This is a genomic window from Microbacterium sp. (genome assembly GCF_017305435.1).
Classification (GTDB): Bacteria; Actinomycetota; Actinomycetes; order Actinomycetales; family Microbacteriaceae; genus Microbacterium.
The window spans coordinates 64543-84026 of sequence record NZ_JAFKIP010000006.1 but is presented as its reverse complement, the minus strand read 5'-3'; the positions used below and the strand labels follow the sequence as shown (position 1 = coordinate 84026).

The window sequence follows — 19484 nt, the reverse complement described above, 5'->3', positions numbered from 1 at the left end:
CGTAGGCTGGCAGCGTGGCCCAGAGCATCTACATCACGTCGACCGAGGGTCTCTCGGGCAAGTCCACCGTCGTCCTCGGCGTCCTGGACGCGCTCAGCCGCACGACGCCGCGCGTCGGGGTCTTCCGTGCGATCGCCCGGTCGAACATCGAGCGGGACTACGTGCTCGAGATGCTGCTGCAGCACATCGGGGTGGAGCTCGACTACGAGGAATCGGTCGGCGTCACCTACGACGACGTGCGCCGCGATCCGGATGCCGCGCTGTCGACGATCGTCGAGCGGTTCAAAGCCGTCGAGGCGAAGTGCGACGCCGTCGTCATCGTCGGGTCGGACTTCACCGACGTCGGCTCGACGAGCGAGCTCGGCTACAACGCACGCATCGCGGCGAACCTCGGCGCGCCCGTCCTGGCCGTCCTCAACGGGCGTGCCAGCGAAGGCGATCGCCTCGGGCTGAGCGTCGCACGCACGCCGGAAGAGCTCGTCCGCCTCGTCGTGCCCGCGCTCGGCGACCTCGCCCAGCACCGCGCGGAGCTGTTCGCGGTGATCACGAACCGCGCCGACCCCGATCGCCTCGACGAGATCAACGCGGCGATCCGGGAGGTCGTCGCCGACGCACCCGCGGCGGACGGCACGCGCGAGGCGCCCGTGAGCGTCTGGGCGATCCCCGAGGACGTCTACCTCGTCGCGCCGGCGGTCCGCGACCTCATGCCCAAGCTCGACGGTCGCCTGCTGCGCGGCGACGACGACCTGCTCACCCGCGAAGTGCTCGATGTGGTCGTGGCGGGCATGTCGCTCAACAACATCCTGCCGCGCCTCACCGAGGGCGCCATCGTCATCGTCCCGGCCGACCGCACGGAAGTCCTTCTCGGCCTCCTCCTGGCGAACTCGTCCGGGACGTTCCCCTCGATCTCGGGCATCATCCTCAACGGCCCGTTCCCCCTCCCGACCGTCGTGCACGACCTCATGATCGGCCTCGACTCGTCGCTGCCGATCGTGCAGACCGACCTCGACACCTACGACACGGCCGTGCGCGTCATGAGCAGTCGGGGACGCCTCGCGGCGGGCTCCCAGCGCCGTTTCGACACGGCGCTCGCGCTCTTCGAGCAGCACGTCGACACCGAGGAGCTGACCCGGGCGCTCGGGCTCGCGCACTCGGCCGTCGTGACGCCGCTCATGTTCGAGTACCAGCTGCTGGAGACCGCGCGGACCGAGCGCAAGCGCATCGTCCTGCCCGAGGGGGGCGACGACCGCGTGCTCAGGGCCGCCGCGACCGTCCTCGCGCGCGGCATCGCCGACCTCACGATCCTGGGCGAGGATGCCGAGGTCCGCGGTCGCGCCGTCGAACTCGGCCTCGATCTGTCCGGCGCCCGCGTCCTGAGTCCTTTCGATCCGGAGACCGTCGACCTGTTCGCGACCGAGTACGCACGCCTCCGCGCGCACAAGGGCGTGACCTACGAGAAGGCGGCCGACATCGTCACGGATGTCTCCTACTTCGGCACGATGATGGTGCACCTGGGCCTCGCCGACGGCATGGTCTCGGGCGCCGCCCACACGACCGCGCACACGATCCGCCCGGCGTTCGAGATCATCAAGACCCGTCCGGGGGTGTCGGTCGTCTCGAGCGTCTTCCTCATGGCGCTCGCCGACCGCGTCCTCGTCTACGGCGACTGCGCCGTCATCCCCGACCCGACGGCCGAGCAGCTCGCCGACATCGCGATCTCCTCCGCGGCGACCGCGCGCGAGTTCGGCATCGATCCGCGCATCGCGATGCTCTCGTACTCCACGGGCGAGTCGGGCTTCGGCGCCGACGTCGAGAAGGTGCGCTCGGCGACCGCTCTCGTCCGCGAGCGCACGCCCGACCTGCTCGTCGAGGGGCCCATCCAGTACGACGCGGCCGCCGACGCCGCCGTCGCGAAGGCGAAGATGCCGGAGTCGCAGGTCGCCGGCCGCGCCACCGTCTTCGTCTTCCCCGATCTCAACACCGGCAACAACACCTACAAGGCGGTCCAGCGCTCGGCGGGCGCGATCGCGATGGGCCCGGTGCTGCAGGGGCTCAACAAGCCCATCAACGACCTCTCGCGCGGAGCGCTGGTCGACGACATCGTCAACACGATCGCGATCACCGCGATCCAGGCGCAGGCACAGCCTGCGGGAACGGACCCCACCGCATGAGCGTCGTCCTCGTCATCAACAGCGGCTCGTCGTCGTTCAAGTACCAGCTCATCGATGTCGAGACGCAGGAGGCCCTGGCATCCGGCCTCGTCGAGCGCATCGGCGAGCCGCTCGGCGCCGCGACGCACGAGGTCGACGGGGTCAAGACGGCGATCGAGCTGCCGATCCCCGATCACGCGGTGGGATTCGCTCTCATGCTGCAGGCCTTCGAGGATGCCGGCCCGTCGCTGGCGGAGGCACAGCTCGCCGCCGTCGGCCACCGCGTCGTGCAGGGCGGGGCGCGCTTCTTCCACCCCACCCTGATCACCGACCTCGTCGAGATCAACATCGACGAGCTGTCGCTGTTGGCGCCCCTGCACAACCCGGGGGCCGTGCAGGGCATCCGCGCCGCGCGCGCGGCGTTCCCCGAGATCCCGCACGTCGCCGTCTTCGACACCGCGTTCCACCAGACCCTCCCGCCCGCGGCCTACACGTACGCGATCGACCGCGACCTCGCGCGGAAGCACCGCATCCGCCGATACGGCTTCCACGGCACGAGCCACAAGTTCGTGAGCGAGGCGGCGGCCCGGTTCGTCGACCGCCCGCTGCGCGAACTCACGCAGATCGTCCTGCACCTCGGCAACGGCGCGTCGATCACCGCGATCGACGGCGGCCACTCGGTGGAGACCTCGATGGGGCTCACCCCGCTGGAGGGGCTCGTGATGGGCACGCGCTCGGGCGACCTCGATCCCTCGGTGCTCCTCGTGCTGGCGCGCCGTGAAGACATGACTCCGGGCGAGCTCGACACCCTGCTCAACAAGCGCAGCGGCCTGCTGGGGCTCGCGGGCGTCAGCGACATGCGCGACATCGAGCAGCGCCGCGAGGCGGGCGACGGCGCCGCGATGCTCGCCTTCGACGTGTACATCCACCGGATCCGCGCCTACATCGGCGCCTACATCGCGCAGCTCGGCGGTGTGGACGTCATCTCGTTCACGGCGGGGGTGGGTGAGAACTCGGCCCTGGTCCGGGCGCAGGCACTGGCCACGCTGGAGTTCCTCGGCATCCGCCTCGACCCCGAGCGCAACGAGCGCCGGGAGCGCGGCATCCGCGTCATCTCCGCCGACGATTCCGCCGTCACGGTCCTCGTCGTGCCGACCAACGAGGAGCTCGAGATCGCGCGCCAGACCCTCGAGGTCGCGCGCGCGGCCACCGCGCGCGACTGAGAACGTCACGCACCGGACACACCCCGCGACTACGCTGGCACAGTGACGAACGAGCTTCCCGATCTCGCGACCTTCGACGGCGTCCTCTTCGACCTCGACGGCGTCCTCACGCCGACCGCCGAGGTGCACATGCACGCATGGCAGACGATGTTCACCGAGCTGTTCACGGCGTGGGCGATCGAGCCCGCGTACACCGAGGACGACTACTTCCGCTGGCTCGACGGCAAGCAGCGCTACGACGGCGTCGCGAGCCTGCTGCGCTCGCGTGACGTCGAGATCCCGTGGGGCGATCCGTCCGATCCGCCGACGGCCGACACGGTGTGCGGCATCGGCAACCGCAAGAACGAGGTGTTCGCGCGCGTCCTGCGCAGCGAGGGGATCGCGCCCTATCCCGGATCGCTCGCCCTGATCGAGCAGCTGCGCGCGGCCGGCACGCCGATCGGCGTCGTGTCGAGCTCGAAGAACGCCGAAGAGGTTCTTCGCGCCGCCGGCATCCGAGACTTCTTCCCCGTCGTGATGGACGGTGTCGTCGCCGAACGCGAGCAGCTGCGCTCGAAGCCGGCACCCGACATGTTCGCCGAGGGCGCCCGGATGCTCGGCGTCGACCCGGCCCGCAGCGCCGCCGTCGAGGATGCGCACTCGGGCGTCGCCTCCGCCGCCGCGGCGGGCTTCGCGCTCGTCGTCGGCGTCGACCGGGGCGCGGGGGCCCAGGCGCTCCTCGATCTCGGTGCGACGCTCGTCGTGGACGACCTCGCGGCGTTCGTCCGATGATGCGCAGCACCCCCGAGAACGGCACGACCGAAGGGATGGACAGGATGGATCGCGACCGCTTCCCCGTCGACGAATGGCGTCTCGTCGAGAAGAAGTTCTCGCTCGACGACGTCGGCGTGACCGAGACGATGTTCGCCCTCGGCAACGGCTACCTGGGACTGCGGGGCAACCACCCCGAAGGGCGCCATGCGCACGAGCACGGCACCTTCATCAACGGGTTCCACGAGGTCTTCCCGATCCGCCACGCCGAGCAGGCGTACGGCTTCGCCGAGGTCGGTCAGACGATCATCAACGCGCCGGATGCCAAGGTCATGCGCGTCTACGTCGACGACGAGCCGCTCTCCTTCGACCTCGCGGACGTCCGCGAGTACGAGCGCGTGCTCGACATGCGCACCGGTGTCCTCACCCGCCGGCTCCGCTGGATGACGCCGAGCGGCAAGGACGTCGTCATCGAGGCCGACCGCATGGTGTCGTTCGAGGAGAAGCACCTCGCGATCATGCGCGTCACGGTCACCGTCCTGAACGCCGACGCCCCCGTCACGATCGCCTGCCAGCTCATCAACCGGCAGGACGGCGAGGACGTCTACGGCGGCAAGGCACCCGGCGGCGGCAAGGCGGGCTTCGATCCGCGCAAGGCCGAGAGGATCTCCGAGCGCGTCCTCCAGCCTCAGGAGTACTGGCAGGACGGCGGGCGCTCGGCGCTGTCGTACCGGGTGAGCGCCTCCGGGATGACGCTCTCCCTCGTCGCCGACCACCTCATCGAGACGGACAACGAGTACTCCGCCCGCACCTCGATCGAGCCCGACATCGCGAAGAACGTCTTCCGGGTGCAGGCGAAGGCGGGCGTGCCCATCACCGTGACGAAGCTCGTGAGCTATCACACGTCGCGCGGCGTGCCCGCCCGCGAGCTCGTCGATCGCGGACGCCGCACCCTCGACCGTGTCGAGGCGGAGGGCGTGCAGGAGCAGTACGACCGCCAGGCGGCCTGGATGGCCGCCTTCTGGGAACGTTCCGACGTCGTCATCGGCGGGCACCCGGACCTGCAGCAGGCGACGCGCTGGTGCCTGTTCCAGCTTGCGCAGGCGGCTGCCCGCGCCGACGGGCAGGGCGTGCCGGCGAAGGGCGTGTCCGGTTCGGGCTACAGCGGTCACTACTTCTGGGACACCGAGATCTACGTGCTCCCGTTCCTCATCTACTCGAGCCCCCTGTGGGCGCGCAACGCCCTCCGCATGCGCTACCTCATGCTCCCCGCGGCGCGCAAGCGCGCGGGGCAGCTCAACGAGGCGGGGGCTCTCTTCCCCTGGCGCACGATCAACGGCGAAGAGGCATCCGCCTACTACGCCGCCGGGACGGCGCAGTACCACATCAACGCGGACGTCAGCTTCGCGCTCGGCAAGTACGTGCGCGCGACGGGCGACGACGAGTTCCTCTACCGCGAGGGTGTCGACATCGCCGTCGAGACGGCGCGCCTGTGGTCGACGCTCGGGTTCTGGCGCTTCAACGAGGACGGGGCGCCGGAGGTCTTCCACATCCACGGCGTCACCGGGCCCGACGAGTACACGACGGTCGTCAACGACAACCTCTTCACGAACGTCATGGCCCGCTACAACCTGCGCTTCGCCGCGCGCGTCGTCACCGAGATGGCGGAGCGCGCGCCTGAGGAGTACGCCCTCATGGTGGAGCGCCTCGGTCTCGGCGCGGAGGAGGCGGAGGGCTGGGATGCCGCGGCGGAGGCCATGCACATCCCGTACAGCGAGGGCCTCGGCATCCACCCCCAGGACGCCGTCTTCCTCGAGCGCGAGGTGTGGGACCTCGAGTCGACGCCCCCCGAGCAGCGCCCGCTGCTGCTGCACTTCCACCCGCTCGTGATCTACCGCTATCAGGTGCTCAAGCAGGCCGACGTCGTGCTCGCGCTGTATCTGCAGGGCAACCACTTCACCGACGAGGAGAAGCTCGCCGACTTCGAGTACTACGACCCGCTGACCACGGGCGACTCGACGCTGTCGGCGGTCGTGCAGGCGATCCTCGCGGCGGAGGTCGGGTACCAGGATCTCGCGTTGGAGTACTTCTCGCAGTCGATCTTCGTCGACCTGGGCGACCTCCACCACAACGCCGCCGACGGCGTGCACGTCGCCTCGGCGGGCGGGGTGTGGACCGCGCTCGTGGCGGGCTTCGGCGGAATGCGCGACCACTGGGGCGAGCTGTCCTTCGACCCGCGCCTTCCCGCCGACTGGCCGTCGCTGTCGTTCCCGCTGCAGTGGCACGGTACGTCGCTGCACATCGAGATCACGAAGGATGCGCTCACCGTCACTGCGGGGGCGGGCGATGCCGTCGCCTTCCTCGTGCGCGGGACCGGCTACGAGGTCGCGGGCGGGGGATCGGTCACGGTTCCGCTCGACGGTCAGGGTCCGGTGCTCTCGGGGCGGCCGACGCTCAGCGACATCGGCGAGACGCTCCGCGAGGACGGCACGCTCCTGTCGGCATCCGTCCCGATCACGACGGCGACGACCACGATCCCCGTCATCACGGGCGCCGTGCCGATCGTCGACGCCGCGCATCGCGAGGAGCACGGGAACCTCGGCATCGACTCCTGACGCGGGCGCGTCGCCCGGTCTCGCGAGGGGTCGCGACACGCGGTGGCGCGCGGGTGCCACGCCGCGTGTCGCGACCCCTCGCGGACCTCAGCGGGGTCACTCTGCGCGGACGGTCATCACCCGTGCGTGCGCGGGCATGGTCGAGGTGGGGGCGGGGCGCCACGGTTGATCGTGTGACCTTCCACGTCCTCGCGCTCGCGCCGGCCGCCGTCGGCCTGTGCTGCCTCGCGGCGGATCGTCGGCGTACGCGAGCCCTCGAGGTCGGCGCCGCCCTGCTCATGATGCTTGCGATGTGGGATGCCGCCGTCACCGCTTTCGTCCCGGCAGCGTTCTGGACGGCTGCACTCGTCGTCGGCGGGATGGCGCTGGCCGCGGTGCGCGGGCGCGTGAGAGGCCTCCGATTGGGCGGAGACGACGTCTCGATGGCCGTGCACTCGGCGGCCGGCATGGTCGTGATGGCGGCCATGATGCTCGCCATGGTGGGCGGCGCGGCGGTGACCGCAGCCTCGCACCACCATTCCGGCACGCCCGCGCTCGCCGTCGCCGCGGTTGCCGGTGCCGTGGCATACATCGTGGCATCCGCCGCGCTCGCGGTGCGGTCGCACGGCCGGCTGGCGCGCGCTCAGTACCTGGCGATGGCCTCGTCGGTGGGGATCATGTCACTGTCGCTCGTCGTCTGACGAGCGGTCTCCGCGACGATCGCGCGCACGGCATCCCTTCCGGCGCGGTTCGCGCCGACCGTCGACTGCGACGGTCCGTAGCCGATGAGGAACAGCCGCGGCTCGTCGATCGCACGCCCGTTCGCGACGCGGATGCCACCGGCCGCAGTGCGCAGCCCCAGCGGGGCGAGGTGGGCGATGTCCGCGCGGAACCCCGTCGCCCACAGGATGGCGTCGGCGCGTTCGAACGTGCCGTTGGGCATGCGGACGCCGTCCGGCTCGATCGCCGTGAACATCGGATGCCGCACGAGCACGCCGCGCGCACGCGCCGACTCCGACCAGGCGGTACGGTGCTGACCGGTCACCGAGATGACGCTTCCGGGCGGCTCGCCTCGGCGCACGCGTTCCTCGACGCCCGCGATCGCGGCGATGCGTGCCGCAGTGTCGAACTCCGCGGCATCCCACGTCACCTCGTTGCGTGTCACCCAGAACGTCTCGGCGACGTGCGAGATCTCGTCGAGCAGCTGGACGGCCGAGATCCCCGCCCCCACGATCACGACCCGCTCGCCGGCGAACTGCTCGGCCGAGACGTAGTCGTGCACGTGCAGCTGACGACCGCGGAAGGTCTCGGCGCCGGGCGCGTGCGGCCAGAACGGGCGTCGCCACGTTCCCGTAGCGTTGACGACGAAGCGGGCGGCCCAGACGCCCGCGTCCGTCTCGACGAGGAGGCGCCCGTGCGGATCGTCGCCCTGGCGGCGGACGGCGCGGACCGTGATCGGACGCTGCACGCGGAGGTCGAAGCGTTCCTCGTACGCGGCGAAGTACGCGGGGAGCACGTCGCGCGCGGACGCAGCCGGATCGGCAGGCGGGACGGGGAAGCCGGGGAGTTCGTGGATGCCGTTGACCGTCGCCATCTTCAACGACGCCCACCGGTGCTGCCAGGCCCCGCCGGGGGCATCGTCGTGATCGAGGATCACGTAGGAGGGTCCGGAGTCGGCGGGAGCGGGGGAGTACCCGCGCCGGCGCAGGTGATACGCGGCAGACAGCCCGGCCTGCCCCGCGCCGATCACGACGACGTCGACGGCTTCGGGCTCCACGTCGGGTGCAACCGTCGAAGCGGCACGGCTGTTCCCCGTCGACGCCCGCCCGGCGCGATGTCGGCGGCACGCCGTAGGCTGGTCGGGTGACCACAGCCCTCTATCGCCGCTACCGGCCGGAGTCGTTCGGCGAGATGATCGGGCAGTCCCAGGTCACCGATCCGCTCATGACCGCCCTGCGCGGCGACCGCGTGGGCCACGCCTACCTGTTCAGCGGTCCGCGCGGCTGCGGAAAGACGACCTCCGCCCGCATCCTCGCGCGGTGCCTCAATTGCGCAGAGGGCCCGACCGACACCCCGTGCGGCGTATGCGACAGCTGTGTCGAGCTCGGGCGCGGCGGGGGCGGATCGCTCGACGTCGTCGAGATCGACGCGGCATCCCACAACGGCGTCGACGATGCACGCGACCTGCGCGAGCGGGCGATCTTCGCCCCCGCCCGCGACCGGTTCAAGATCTTCATCCTCGACGAGGCGCACATGGTGACGCCGCAGGGCTTTAACGCCCTGCTGAAGCTCGTGGAAGAGCCGCCCGACCACGTCAAGTTCATCTTCGCGACGACCGAACCCGAGAAGGTCATCGGCACGATCCGCTCGCGCACGCACCACTACCCGTTCCGGCTCGTCGCGCCGGCCGCGATGCTCGCCTACGTCGAAGAGCTGTGCACGCAGGAGGGCGTCGAGGTCGAGCCCGGTGTGCTGCCGCTCGTCGTGCGTGCCGGCGGAGGATCGCCGCGCGACACGCTGTCGCTGCTCGATCAGCTCATCGCCGGCTCCGAAGCGGGCGCCGTCACCTACGCCCGCGCCGTCGCGCTCCTGGGGTACACGCACGCGGAACTGCTCGACGAGGTGGTCGGAGCGTTCGGCGCGCACGACGCCGGCGCGGCCTTCGCCGCCGTCGATCGCGTCGTGCAGACCGGTCAGGATCCGCGCCGCTTCGTCGACGACCTGCTCGAACGCCTGCGCGACCTCATCATCATCGCCGCGACCGGCGAGGGCGCGTCGGCGGTGCTGCGCGGCATCCCCGCAGACGAGCTCGAGCGGATGTCGCATCAGGCGGCTGCTTTCGGCGCTGAGCGGCTCTCGCGCATCGCCGACCTCGTCGTCGGCACCCTCGACGACATGTCCGGAGCGACATCCCCGCGTCTGCAGCTCGAGCTGCTCGTGGCGCGCGTCCTGGCGTCGACGGCGACGGATGCCGCGGCTCCCGTCGCCGCGCCGGGTCCGCCGGCGGCCGCTCCGGCGGCGCCGGCTCGCCCGGCTGCACCCCGTGGGCAGAGCGTCGAGACGGCATCCGCCGTCTCCCCGGCCGCGCCGCGGGAGGAGCGCGTCGACACGGCGCCCGCCCCGCCCGTGGCCGCTCCCGCAGAGAACGCGGTGCCCGCCGAAAACGCGGTGCCCGTCGACAACGCGGTGCCTGCAGGTCCCGTGACGTTCGACAGGATGCGCGACGCGTGGCCCGAGATCCTGGGGAATCTCGAACAGGTGAGCCGCACCTCGTGGATGCTCGCGACCGGTGCGACCCCGATCGCCTACGGCGACGACGTGCTGACGCTGAGCTTCCGCAGTGCGAGCGATGTCGCCGCGTTCAAGAAGCTCGCCGCGGGCAAGGGCCCGAGCGAGGATCTGCGGGGGGCGATCCTCGGAGTGCTCGGCGTGCGGGTGAAGTACGTCGCGCGCCACGACGAGAACCCGAGTGATCCCGGCCCGGGCGGGCCGCCGCGACCCGGTGCCGACACGCCTGACGGACCGGTCGGCGGGGTGACCGCCCCGCCGAACTCACCTGCCGCGTCCGAACCGACGGCCCCACCCGTGCCGTCCGCCGCCGCGCCGCTGAGCGCGCCGGTGTCCGCACCCGCCGCGTCCCCCGCACCCGCACCAGCCCGCGGGGGCGCCGCGCCGCCCGATCGGCCGACGCCCGCGGCATCCGCCCCCGTCACCGATTGGGTGGTCGCCGCCATCCCGACGAGCACGCCGGACGGTGCCGCCCCCGTCCCGGCGGCGCAGTTGGCGGTCGACGATGAGCCCGAGGATGCCGCGGCATCCGCCGCGCGGACGCTCACGCTCGAGCGAGAGGGCGTGCACGAGCGCTTTCACGACGGCGACGTCGTGCCGCTCTCCGAGATCCCGCCCGAGGATGAGAACGACATTCCGCCGCCACCCGACGATGAGGCTCCCGTGCCGCCGCGGGCTCCCGTTGCCGTCGAGCGCCCCGCTCCGGAACGGGCGGTACCCGCCGCCGGCCCCCGCGCACCGCGGATGAACGGCATCGAACGGGTCGGAGAAGCCGTCGTGCGGCAGGTCCTCGGTGCCACCTTCGTGCGGGAAGAGCCGCACACTCCACCCACGCGCTTCAACTGACCGACCGAGAGGTTCCTGAGACTCCATGTACGACGGCATCGTCCAAGATCTCATCGACGAGTTCGGGCGACTGCCGGGCATCGGCCCGAAGTCCGCTCAGCGCATCGCGTTCCACATCCTGCAGACGCCGACCTTCGACGTGTCGCGGCTGTCGCACCTCCTCGGCGAACTGCGCGAACGGGTGCGGTTCTGCGAGATCTGCGGCAACGTCAGCGAGCAGGAGCGGTGCGCGATCTGTCGCGATCCGCGGCGCGACCAGACCCTCATCTGCGTCGTCGAAGACGCGAAGGACGTCTCGGCCATCGAGCGCACGCGCGAGTTCCGCGGTCTCTACCACGTGCTCGGCGGGGCGATCAGCCCGATCGCGGGGATCGGTCCCGACGATCTGCGCATCACGCAGCTCATGCAGCGCCTCGCCGACGGCACGGTGCAGGAGGTCATCCTCGCGACGAACCCGAATCTCGAGGGGGAGGCGACGGCGACCTACCTCAGCCGTCTTCTCCATACGCTCGAGATCCGGGTGACCCGACTCGCGTCGGGGCTCCCCGTCGGCGGCGATCTCGAGTATGCCGACGAGGTCACGCTCGGACGCGCCTTCGAGGGCCGCCGGAGCATGTGATGGCTCGGCCTGCCCGCCCGCACCCGGCTGCTCGCGCGCATGGTGGCCCCGCGCACGGTGTGTCCGGGCGCGCCTGGCTGCTGTACGGCGCGATGGCGATCCTCTGGGGCATCCCGTACCTGCTCATCAAGGAGGCCGTCGACTCGTTCTCACCCGCGGCGATCGTCGCGGGGCGCACGCTCCTGGGCGCACTCATCCTGCTGCCGCTCGCGATCCGCCGCGGCGCGCTGCGCCCCGCCCTGAAGCTCTGGCCCTGGGTGCTCGCGTTCGGCGCGATCGAGATGGCGGGTCCCTTCTTCCTGCTCGGCCACGCCGAGCTGACGCTTCCGTCCGGTCTCACGGGGCTCCTCGTCGCGACCGTGCCGCTGTTCGCGGCAGGCATCGCCCTCGCCCGCGGCGATCGCACGATGCTCTCTCCCACCCGGGCGGCGGGTCTCGCGATCGGGTTTCTCGGCGTCGGCGTCATCGTCGCAGGCCCCGGCCTCGCCGTCGCCGACCCCGCCAGCGCGCTCGGCGCCCTCGGCGAAGTGCTCCTCGTGGCCTTCCTCTACGCCGTCGCACCGTTCATCGTCGCGACGAAGCTCGCACGGGTCCCCTCGATCGGCACGATCACCCTGTCGCTCCTGGCCGTCGGCATCGCCTACCTGCCGGTCGCACTCCTCACCCAGCACGAGGTGCCGACCGTGCGCAGCACGGTGTCCCTCGTGGCCCTCGGCATCCTCTGCACCGCCGTCGCCTTCCTCGCGTTCTTCGCCCTCATCGGCGAGGTCGGACCGGTGCGGGCACCGCTGTTCACCTACGTCAATCCGGTCGTCGCGATCGCCTTGGGCATCGTCGTGCTCGGCGAGGATCTGTCGGGAGGGCTCCTCATCGGATTCCCGATCGTGCTCGTCGGCTGCTGGCTCGCCGCGACCGGAGGGCGACTCCGTCCGCGCCGAGAGGGCGGAGCGCCCGATCAGCCGTCGTTGCCGGAGCCGCTTCCTCGTCCCTGAGCTGCGCGCGGGGCGGCCGCTCGACGATCGCGATCAGCGCAGCACTTCGACGAGCACCACCCACGAGATCATCAGTGCCGCGACGATCGAGAGGATCGACCCGATGGCGAACAGCAGCAGCCCGCCCGGCATCCCCACCGCCAGCATGACGCCGCCGATCAGGTATGCGAGCGGAGCGACGAGACCGAGCACGACCTTGAAGAAGCGCGCCCGGTTCTCCGGGTGCCGGTTCTCGACGATGCGTCGAGCAGCCTGCACGGGGAACGCGAGGAATCCGGCCGCGACGATCAGTACCGAGACCCCGTAGGCGACGTCGCTGATCGCGGGCATGAGGCCGATCGCGGATGCCGTGAGCGCGAGCACCAGGCCGCTGATCCCCGAGGCCAGTCGCGAGGTGAGCGACGTCTCTTTGACGATATCGCCGATGTTGACGCTCGCCGCGACGATCACGAGACCAGCGAGCGCGGCGGCAGCCCCGACGATCGCCACGTTGAAGTCGTGCCAGCTCTCCACCGCGTCCATGGGGGCATCGTAGCGGCGCAGGCGCAGTTCTCCGCTCGCTCGGCCCGGGGAAGCGCGGTACGCAACCGCTCGTCGTCCAATCGGAGCGCTCTCGTTCACCTCGCAGACCGCTGCCGGTCGCACGGCGGCAGGAGCATTCGGGGCGCGGCTCGGCGTCCCCCGATAAGCGGTGCCGCGGAAGGTCGACCATGTCCGCGCGGATTCTCTACGCGCATTTCGCCGCCGCGAACCACACCGCGGCTGCCGACTGGTTGCGCACCGTGCGCGAGATGGCGGCGGGGCAGGGAAGTCAGGACATCTTCTGGACAGCCCAGACGGAGCTCGCTCGCACGCAGGCGGCGGTGTCCTGGCGCCTCGTCAGTGAGAACCGGCGCGAGATCTCGCGAGCGAGCGTGCTGCACAGCGACGAGAGGGCGGTGGCTGCCGACGTCGCTCAACTGCTGCGTCGGGCACACGAACTCCAGGTGCACACGTCGCCGGCGCCGCGGCTGCGCAGTACCGGATGGTTCGTCAGCCACGGCACCGAGATCGTGATGATCGGGGCGCGGCGGTACGAGAAGCGTTCGACCGCGGAGAGCGCCGCCCTCCTCGCGATGCGACTCGTGCGTGAACTCGCCGAGACCGCCGCCGAGACCGCCGCCGATGGCACTGGCCATGAGCACCCCGACGCGACGACGCCGTTGCTGCTGCAATGACCGACGGGCTCATCGCGGGGCGGTTCCAGCTGCGACGACTGCTGGGCGCGGGCGGCACGGCGTCGGTGTTCGAAGCTGTCGACGCGCGCAGCGGCGGCGCCGTGGCCCTGAAGCTCCTCCACCCGCACCTCGCGGCGGACCGTGCCGTCTGGGATGCCTTCTTCGAAGAGGTCCGCGCAGCGCAGACCGTCGATCACCCCGGCATCGCCCGGGTGATCGATGAGGGCGTCGACTCCGCAGAGCCGCCCGTCGTCTGGATCGCCATGGAGCTCGTCGCGGGCACGAGCCTCGCCGATCATGTGGCCGATCACGGACCGTTGCCGGTGGATGCGGCGATCGTCGTCGCGACCGCTCTGCTGGACGCTCTGCAGGCGGCCCACGCCTGCGGCGTCGTGCATCGCGACGTGACGCCGGCGAACGTGATGATCGATCCCCTCCTGCTGACCGTGCCGCTGGATGCCCCCGCGTTCGCGCGCAGCGTCCGCCTGCTCGACTTCGGGCTCGCCGACGTTCCGGGCCGTTCGACCGCGGGCGCAGACCCGTTGCTGAGCAGTGCGACGACGGAGGCCTCGCTCGGAGTCGTGGCGAGCGTGCCCTATGCCTCGCCCGAGCAGGTATCGGCCGGGGCGGTCGCCGAGGGGAGCGACCTGTATCAGGTGGCGGCGACGCTCTACTTCGCGCTGACCGGCTCGCCTCCCTTCGTGGGCGACACCGCGGTCGTCGCGCGCGCCCATCTGTCGGCGCCTCCGCCGGTGCCGTCGTCGCGCCGCAGCGGCGTGCCTCGCGCGGTCGATCGGATCGTCACGACGGCGATGATGAAGCGGGCGGACGACCGATTTCCGAATGCGGCTGCAATGGCCGCGGCGCTCCGGGCCGCAATGCCGGAGGTCGCGGAGCTGCCGGCGGCGTCTCTCGAATCCGACGGCGGTAAGGGCGACGCTCCTTACGCGGCCACTGTTCAGGATCGCACGGCTCTCACCCGTGTCTATCGGACGAGCGTGCCGGCGGGGCCGGATGTCCCGCGCTCGGAGGTGACCCCGGCAGCGATGACTCCCGCCGGGCGCGGCGGGTGGGGGGCGCCTCTCATCGCGGTGCTCGCGATCGCGTCGATCACCGCCGCGGTGGGAATCTCGGCGATCGCGGCTTCGAACGCTCCGACGCCGCTCACGGCGCCGCCCGCAGCGCCGACCGCGACGGAGGCATCCTCTCCGGCTCCGCCGAGCGCCACCGAGACGGAGGCGCCGCGTGCGCTGGTGCCGGCGATCACGGGGCTCGTGCTCTCCGACGCGGTCGCCGCGCTTCAGCGTGAGGGACTGGTGCTCGGCGACATCGCACGCGAAGACGCCCCGTCGCAGGTCGACGTCGTGCTGGGGGCGACGCCCGCCGTCGGGGAGTACACGCGGGTCGGATCGGTCGTCGCGCTGCGCGTCGCGACGGGGCGAAACGTCGTCCCGGACACCATCGGCCTGAGCCGCACGGAGGCGATCGGGAAGCTCGCGGCGGCGGGCTTCGGCACGCGCGACGCGGTCCAGGCGCCGGATGACGGCGGCGCGACGGTGTCCGCTGCGTCGCCGGCCGCCGGCCAGGTGGCGGCTGTCGGCACCGTTGTCGTCCTGACGCTCGTCGCGCGCTCTGCGGTGCCTTCCACGCCGACGCCGGTTCCGACGAGCACCTCGACGCCGCTGCCGACGCCCGCCGCGACCCCGAGCGAGAGCGGCCGACCGTGACTTCCGTCATCTCTCGCATATCCACCCGACACGGCGAAGACATGCCACGAGTCATCGTCGTTCACTTCGCCGCGGCATCCTGTCCACGCGAAGCGCGGTCCCCGTCGCGCCCGTCACGCGCAGAGCTGTCGTTCGGCGCCTTCCCTCCGACACCGCTCGCCGGTGATCCGAACCGCGCCGCCAAGGAGGCGACATGACGATCGAATCCGTGACGGAGGTCATCCCCGCCCCGGCGGCACCGCAGCCGCGCTCCTTGACATCACGACCGGTGCGGGCCGATCGCATCTTCCGCACCGTCTGCTACGCGGCCGGGGGAGTGACCGTCGCGATCATGCTGGCAGTCGGGGTGTTCCTCTCGGGTCGAGCCTCCGAAGCGCTGACGCGCTCGGGTCCGGCGTTCCTGTGGACGCAGAACTGGGCGCCCGAGTCGAACGACTTCGGCATCGCGGCGGTGCTCTTCGGAACCGTGACGATCGCGCTCGTCGCCCTGACGATCGCCGTGCCGCTTTCGCTCGGCACGGCGCTGCTCATCAGCGAGATCGTGCCGGGGCAGCTGAAGTCTCTGCTGATCTCGCTCGTCGACCTCATGGCCGCTGTGCCGAGTGTGGTCTTCGGTCTCTGGGGGGTGTTCTTCCTGCAGGCCGGGGTGATCCCGGTGTCGCAGTGGATCTCGACCTATTTCGGCTGGATCCCGATCTTCGCGGTCACCGACGACGCGGGTGCGCGCATCACCGACGCGGGGGCGTTCACGTCGTCGGCCTTCATCGCCGGGATCGTCGTCTCCCTGATGATCGTGCCCACTCAGACCTCGGTCATGCGCGAGGCGTTCTCGCAGGCGCCGCTCGGCGAGCGCGAGGGTGCGCTCGCACTCGGGTCGACCCGGTGGGGCATGATCCAGACCGTTGTCCTGCCGTTCGGGCGCGGCGGCATCATCGGCGGGACGATGCTCGCGCTCGGCCGCGCGCTCGGCGAGACGATCGCGGTCGTGATGATCATCTCGCCGATCTTCACGATCAACTGGCAGGTGCTGAAGACCGGCACGAACTCGGTGTCGGCCCTCATCGCGCTGCGCTACGGCGAGTCGAGCCAGTTCGGGCTGTCGGCGCTCATGGCCGCGGGTCTCGTGCTGTTCATCATCACCCTGATCATCAACTTCACGGCGTCGACCATCGTCGCGCGCAGCCGGTCGGGAGCGGAGAGCAACTGATGACGATCCTCGACTCGAGATCTCACGTGGATGCCGGGCAGCCAGCCGTGCAGCGCACGGTCGTGCCGGTGCGGAGCGACGCGACGGGCGCCAGGCGCGACCTCCGCTCGATTCCCCTCGACGACGCGTTCAACGTGCTCGGAGCGCTCGCCGCTGGGCTCGCGGTCGCCTCGCTGCTGTTCGGCTGGCTGACTCCGATGACCGGGTTCATCGGGTGGGCGGTGATCTCCTTCGTCGCCTTCATCGGCATCTATGCGGTGCTCTCGTCGCTGCGCGCCGACCGGCTGACCGTCGGCGAGCGCATCATGACGGCGCTGTTCTGGTCGGCGGGGGCGATCCTCCTGAGTGCGCTCGTCTTCGTGCTCGGATTCACGGTGTTCCGGGGCATCCCGGCTCTGCTCAACCCGAACTTCTTCGTCGAGACGATGAAGCTTGCCGGGCCGCTCGATCCACTGAGCGTGGGCGGGATCGCGCACGCGATCATGGGGACACTCATCCAGATCTCGATCGCCCTCGCGATCACCATTCCGCTCGGTATCACCACGGCGGTATTCATGAATGAGATCGGCGGCCCGTTCGCTCGATTCGTGCGGACGGTGTCGGACGCGATGACGGCGCTCCCTTCGATCGTCGCCGGCCTGTTCGTATACGCCGCGGTCGTTACCCTCATCACCAATCAGCGCTCAGGTTTCGCCGCCGCGCTCGCGATCAGCGTCATGATGCTGCCGATCATCATCCGGGCCTCCGATGTCGTGCTGCGGCTCGTGCCGAACAACCTGCGCGAGGCCTCGTACGCGTTGGGATCGACCCGCTGGCGCACCGTGTGGACCGTCGTCTTGCCGACGTCGCGGTCGGGCCTCGTCACTGCTGTGATCCTGGGCACCGCACGCGGAATCGGTGAGACCTCGCCAGTGCTGCTCACTTCCGGTGTCACTGCCGAGATGAACCTCAACCCCTTCGCCGGCCCGATGATCTCGCTCCCGCTGCAGGTGTTCGATTTCGTCAAGTCGCCCGAGCCGAACATGATCGCGCGCGGCTTCGGGGCCGCGGCGACCCTTGTCATCGTGGTGCTGATCCTCTTCCTCGTTGCGCGCGTCATCGGCGGACGCGGGGCAGGGCAGCTCTCGGACCGTCAACGTCGTGCCGCCGTGGCAGCGTCCGAGCGCGATCTCGAGCGCATCGTCCGTCGCCGCGTGGAGAAGTCCCACTCTGAGTCGCTACACCGACCCTCACCGTCCCCTGAAGAGAGCATGCCGTGAACCTCGCTCGCCCATTTCGTTTTGTCGCCGGCGCTCTTGCGGCGGCGCTGCTGGTCCTGGCTGCTGCGGCCCCGGCTCACGCCGACAGCTACGTACCCGTCTCTGGATCGGGTTCGACGTGGTCGCAGAATGCGCTCGACCAGTGGCGGAAGAACGTCGCCGGCAACTACGGCATGACCGTCAACTATTCGGGGACGGGATCGAGTGCGGGCCGCCAGGATTTCATCAACCAGACAGTGGACTTCGCGATCAGCGAGATCCCGTTCCAGTCTCAGCCTGAGGACGGTTCGGCGCCAGAGATCCCTCCTGTCAAATACGCCTACATGCCGATCGTCGCCGGTGGCACCTCGCTCATGTACAACCTGAAGATCGCCGGCAAACAGGTGACGAACCTGCGGCTCTCGGGCGAGGTGATCGCGAAGATCTTCTCGGGTGCGATCTCCAACTGGAACGACCCCGCCATCCAGGCGGACAACCCGGCGCTGGCGATGCCCGATAAGGCCATCACGCCGGTCGTCCGTTCGGACGGATCGGGGACGAGCGCGCAGTTCACGCTGTGGATGTCGAAACAGTTCCCCAGCATCTGGACGCGGGGGATGACCTCGCAGTTCCCGTCGCTGACCTCGGCGTTCAAGGCGCAGAGCGGGTCACTGGGTGTCGCGGGGTACGTGAGTCAGAACTACGGCGAGGGCGCGATCACCTACGTCGAGTATTCCTACGCACTCAAGTCGGGATTCCCCGTGGCGAAGGTGCTGAACAATTCCGGCTATTACGTCGAACCGACGTACCAGTCCGTCGCGGTCGCCCTCATGGGCGCCGCGATCAATTCGGACCTCACGCAGAACCTCGACGGTGTGTACAACAACGCCGATGCCAGGACGTACCCGATGTCGAGCTACTCCTACATGATCGTTCCCTTGGAACCGACGAAGGTCTTCACCGCTGACAAGGGGAAGACGTTGAGCAAGTTCGCGAACTACATGATCTGCGAGGGGCAGCAGCAGGCGTCGGCGCTCGGCTACTCGCCACTCCCGATGAACCTGGTGCAAGCAGCGTCCGACGTGATCACGAAGATCCCCGGCACTGTCGGCGGCGTCGACTTCAACGCGTGCAACAACCCGACGTTCAAACCGGGAGACTCACCGTCGAACAACCAGCTCGCAGCCACGGCACCGATGCCCGCGGACTGTGACAGGGTCGGCACGACGCAGTGCGCGACCGGCACGGGCGGTGCCCTCGTGGACACGCCCGTCACCGGCACCGGCGGATCGGGGCAGGCGACGAGCGGCAGCGGCGCGACGGATGCCACGGCAGCTTCCGCCGGCGCTGCGGTCACTTCGGATGCCGTCTACGACGCGAACGGCAACCTCGTGTCCGGATCCGCGGCCTCGGGCGCGAAAGCGGTCTCGTCGCCGTTCTCCCTCGCGTCGGATTCTTGGGGTGTTCCGCAGACGACGATGCTCGTCGCCGCCGCCCTCCTGCTCGTCGCCGTGGTCGTCCCGCCGCTCGTCTCGCGCCGATTGCGCGGTGGTGGCGGGGGTCGGTAGCGCTCTGCCGCTTGGGCTGTCCGATGGTGCCCGGCGATTATGGCCGGCCGCCGTCGGCGCTGCTT

15 protein-coding genes are annotated in these 19484 nt (G+C 70.4%); 13 read left to right on the top strand and 2 right to left on the bottom strand.

Going from position 1 to position 19484, the window contains the following annotated elements; translation table 11 throughout:
• The first annotated feature begins 14 nt into the window (after positions 1–14).
• The 5 genes from pta to J0I43_RS11110 all read left to right on the top strand — a co-directional run bounded on the left by pta (position 15) and on the right by J0I43_RS11110 (position 7418).
• A complete protein-coding gene (pta, locus tag J0I43_RS11130; protein WP_292863484.1) occupies positions 15–2171 on the top strand; it encodes a phosphate acetyltransferase in 2157 nt (718 codons plus the stop codon).
• Positions 2168–3373 carry an acetate/propionate family kinase gene (locus tag J0I43_RS11125; protein ID WP_292863481.1) on the top strand — a complete coding sequence of 402 codons (1206 nt, stop codon included), beginning with the start codon at positions 2168–2170 and terminating at the stop codon, positions 3371–3373. The genes pta and J0I43_RS11125 overlap by 4 nt, the downstream gene beginning before the upstream one ends.
• Positions 3374–3415: 42 nt before the next feature.
• A complete protein-coding gene (locus J0I43_RS11120) occupies positions 3416–4144 on the top strand; it encodes an HAD family phosphatase (RefSeq protein WP_292863478.1) in 729 nt (242 codons plus the stop codon).
• Between the two features lie 44 nt (positions 4145–4188).
• Entirely contained in the window at positions 4189–6738 is a 2550-nt protein-coding gene (locus tag J0I43_RS11115) for a glycoside hydrolase family 65 protein (protein WP_292863475.1), read from the top strand.
• 173 nt (positions 6739–6911) lie between these two features.
• Positions 6912–7418, top strand: a complete 507-nt coding sequence (locus tag J0I43_RS11110; RefSeq protein WP_292863472.1) for a hypothetical protein — start codon at positions 6912–6914, stop codon at positions 7416–7418.
• On the opposite strand, the gene J0I43_RS11105 is transcribed toward J0I43_RS11110, so the two are convergent.
• Positions 7361–8494, bottom strand: a complete 1134-nt coding sequence (locus J0I43_RS11105; protein ID WP_292863469.1) for an NAD(P)-binding domain-containing protein — start codon at positions 8492–8494, stop codon at positions 7361–7363. The two genes, J0I43_RS11110 and J0I43_RS11105, sit on opposite strands and share 58 nt — an antisense overlap.
• Before the next feature lie 86 nt (positions 8495–8580).
• Here J0I43_RS11105 and J0I43_RS11100 point away from each other — a divergent pair, with 86 nt between their 5' ends.
• Genes J0I43_RS11100 through J0I43_RS11090 form a run of 3 tightly spaced genes read left to right on the top strand, consistent with a single transcriptional unit; the run spans position 8581 to position 12462 of the window.
• A complete protein-coding gene (locus J0I43_RS11100; protein WP_292863466.1) occupies positions 8581–10851 on the top strand; it encodes a DNA polymerase III subunit gamma and tau in 2271 nt (756 codons plus the stop codon).
• A gap of 25 nt (positions 10852–10876) precedes the next feature.
• Positions 10877–11470: a recombination mediator RecR gene (recR, locus tag J0I43_RS11095; RefSeq protein ID WP_292863463.1), complete on the top strand. Its 594-nt coding sequence runs from the start codon at positions 10877–10879 to the stop codon at positions 11468–11470.
• Entirely contained in the window at positions 11470–12462 is a 993-nt protein-coding gene (locus J0I43_RS11090; RefSeq protein ID WP_292863460.1) for a DMT family transporter, read from the top strand. Before recR ends, J0I43_RS11090 begins: the two co-directional genes overlap by 1 nt.
• Positions 12463–12495: 33 nt before the next feature.
• Here the strand turns inward: J0I43_RS11090 and J0I43_RS11085 are convergent, their stop codons facing one another.
• Entirely contained in the window at positions 12496–12984 is a 489-nt protein-coding gene (locus J0I43_RS11085) for a hypothetical protein (protein WP_292863457.1), read from the bottom strand.
• A 188-nt stretch (positions 12985–13172) separates the two neighbouring features.
• Here J0I43_RS11085 and J0I43_RS11080 point away from each other — a divergent pair, with 188 nt between their 5' ends.
• From J0I43_RS11080 to pstS, 5 genes are all read left to right on the top strand, one after another.
• A complete protein-coding gene (locus tag J0I43_RS11080; protein ID WP_292863454.1) occupies positions 13173–13679 on the top strand; it encodes a hypothetical protein in 507 nt (168 codons plus the stop codon).
• Entirely contained in the window at positions 13676–15406 is a 1731-nt protein-coding gene (locus tag J0I43_RS11075; RefSeq protein ID WP_292863451.1) for a serine/threonine protein kinase, read from the top strand. The genes J0I43_RS11080 and J0I43_RS11075 overlap by 4 nt, the downstream gene beginning before the upstream one ends.
• Positions 15407–15599: 193 nt before the next feature.
• A complete protein-coding gene (gene pstC / locus J0I43_RS11070; protein WP_292863448.1) occupies positions 15600–16613 on the top strand; it encodes a phosphate ABC transporter permease subunit PstC in 1014 nt (337 codons plus the stop codon).
• Positions 16613–17872 carry a phosphate ABC transporter permease PstA gene (gene pstA, locus J0I43_RS11065; protein WP_292863445.1) on the top strand — a complete coding sequence of 420 codons (1260 nt, stop codon included), beginning with the start codon at positions 16613–16615 and terminating at the stop codon, positions 17870–17872. The genes pstC and pstA overlap by 1 nt, the downstream gene beginning before the upstream one ends.
• Positions 17869–19419: a phosphate ABC transporter substrate-binding protein PstS gene (gene pstS / locus J0I43_RS11060; RefSeq protein WP_292863442.1), complete on the top strand. Its 1551-nt coding sequence runs from the start codon at positions 17869–17871 to the stop codon at positions 19417–19419. Before pstA ends, pstS begins: the two co-directional genes overlap by 4 nt.
• Positions 19420–19484 lie beyond the last annotated feature (65 nt).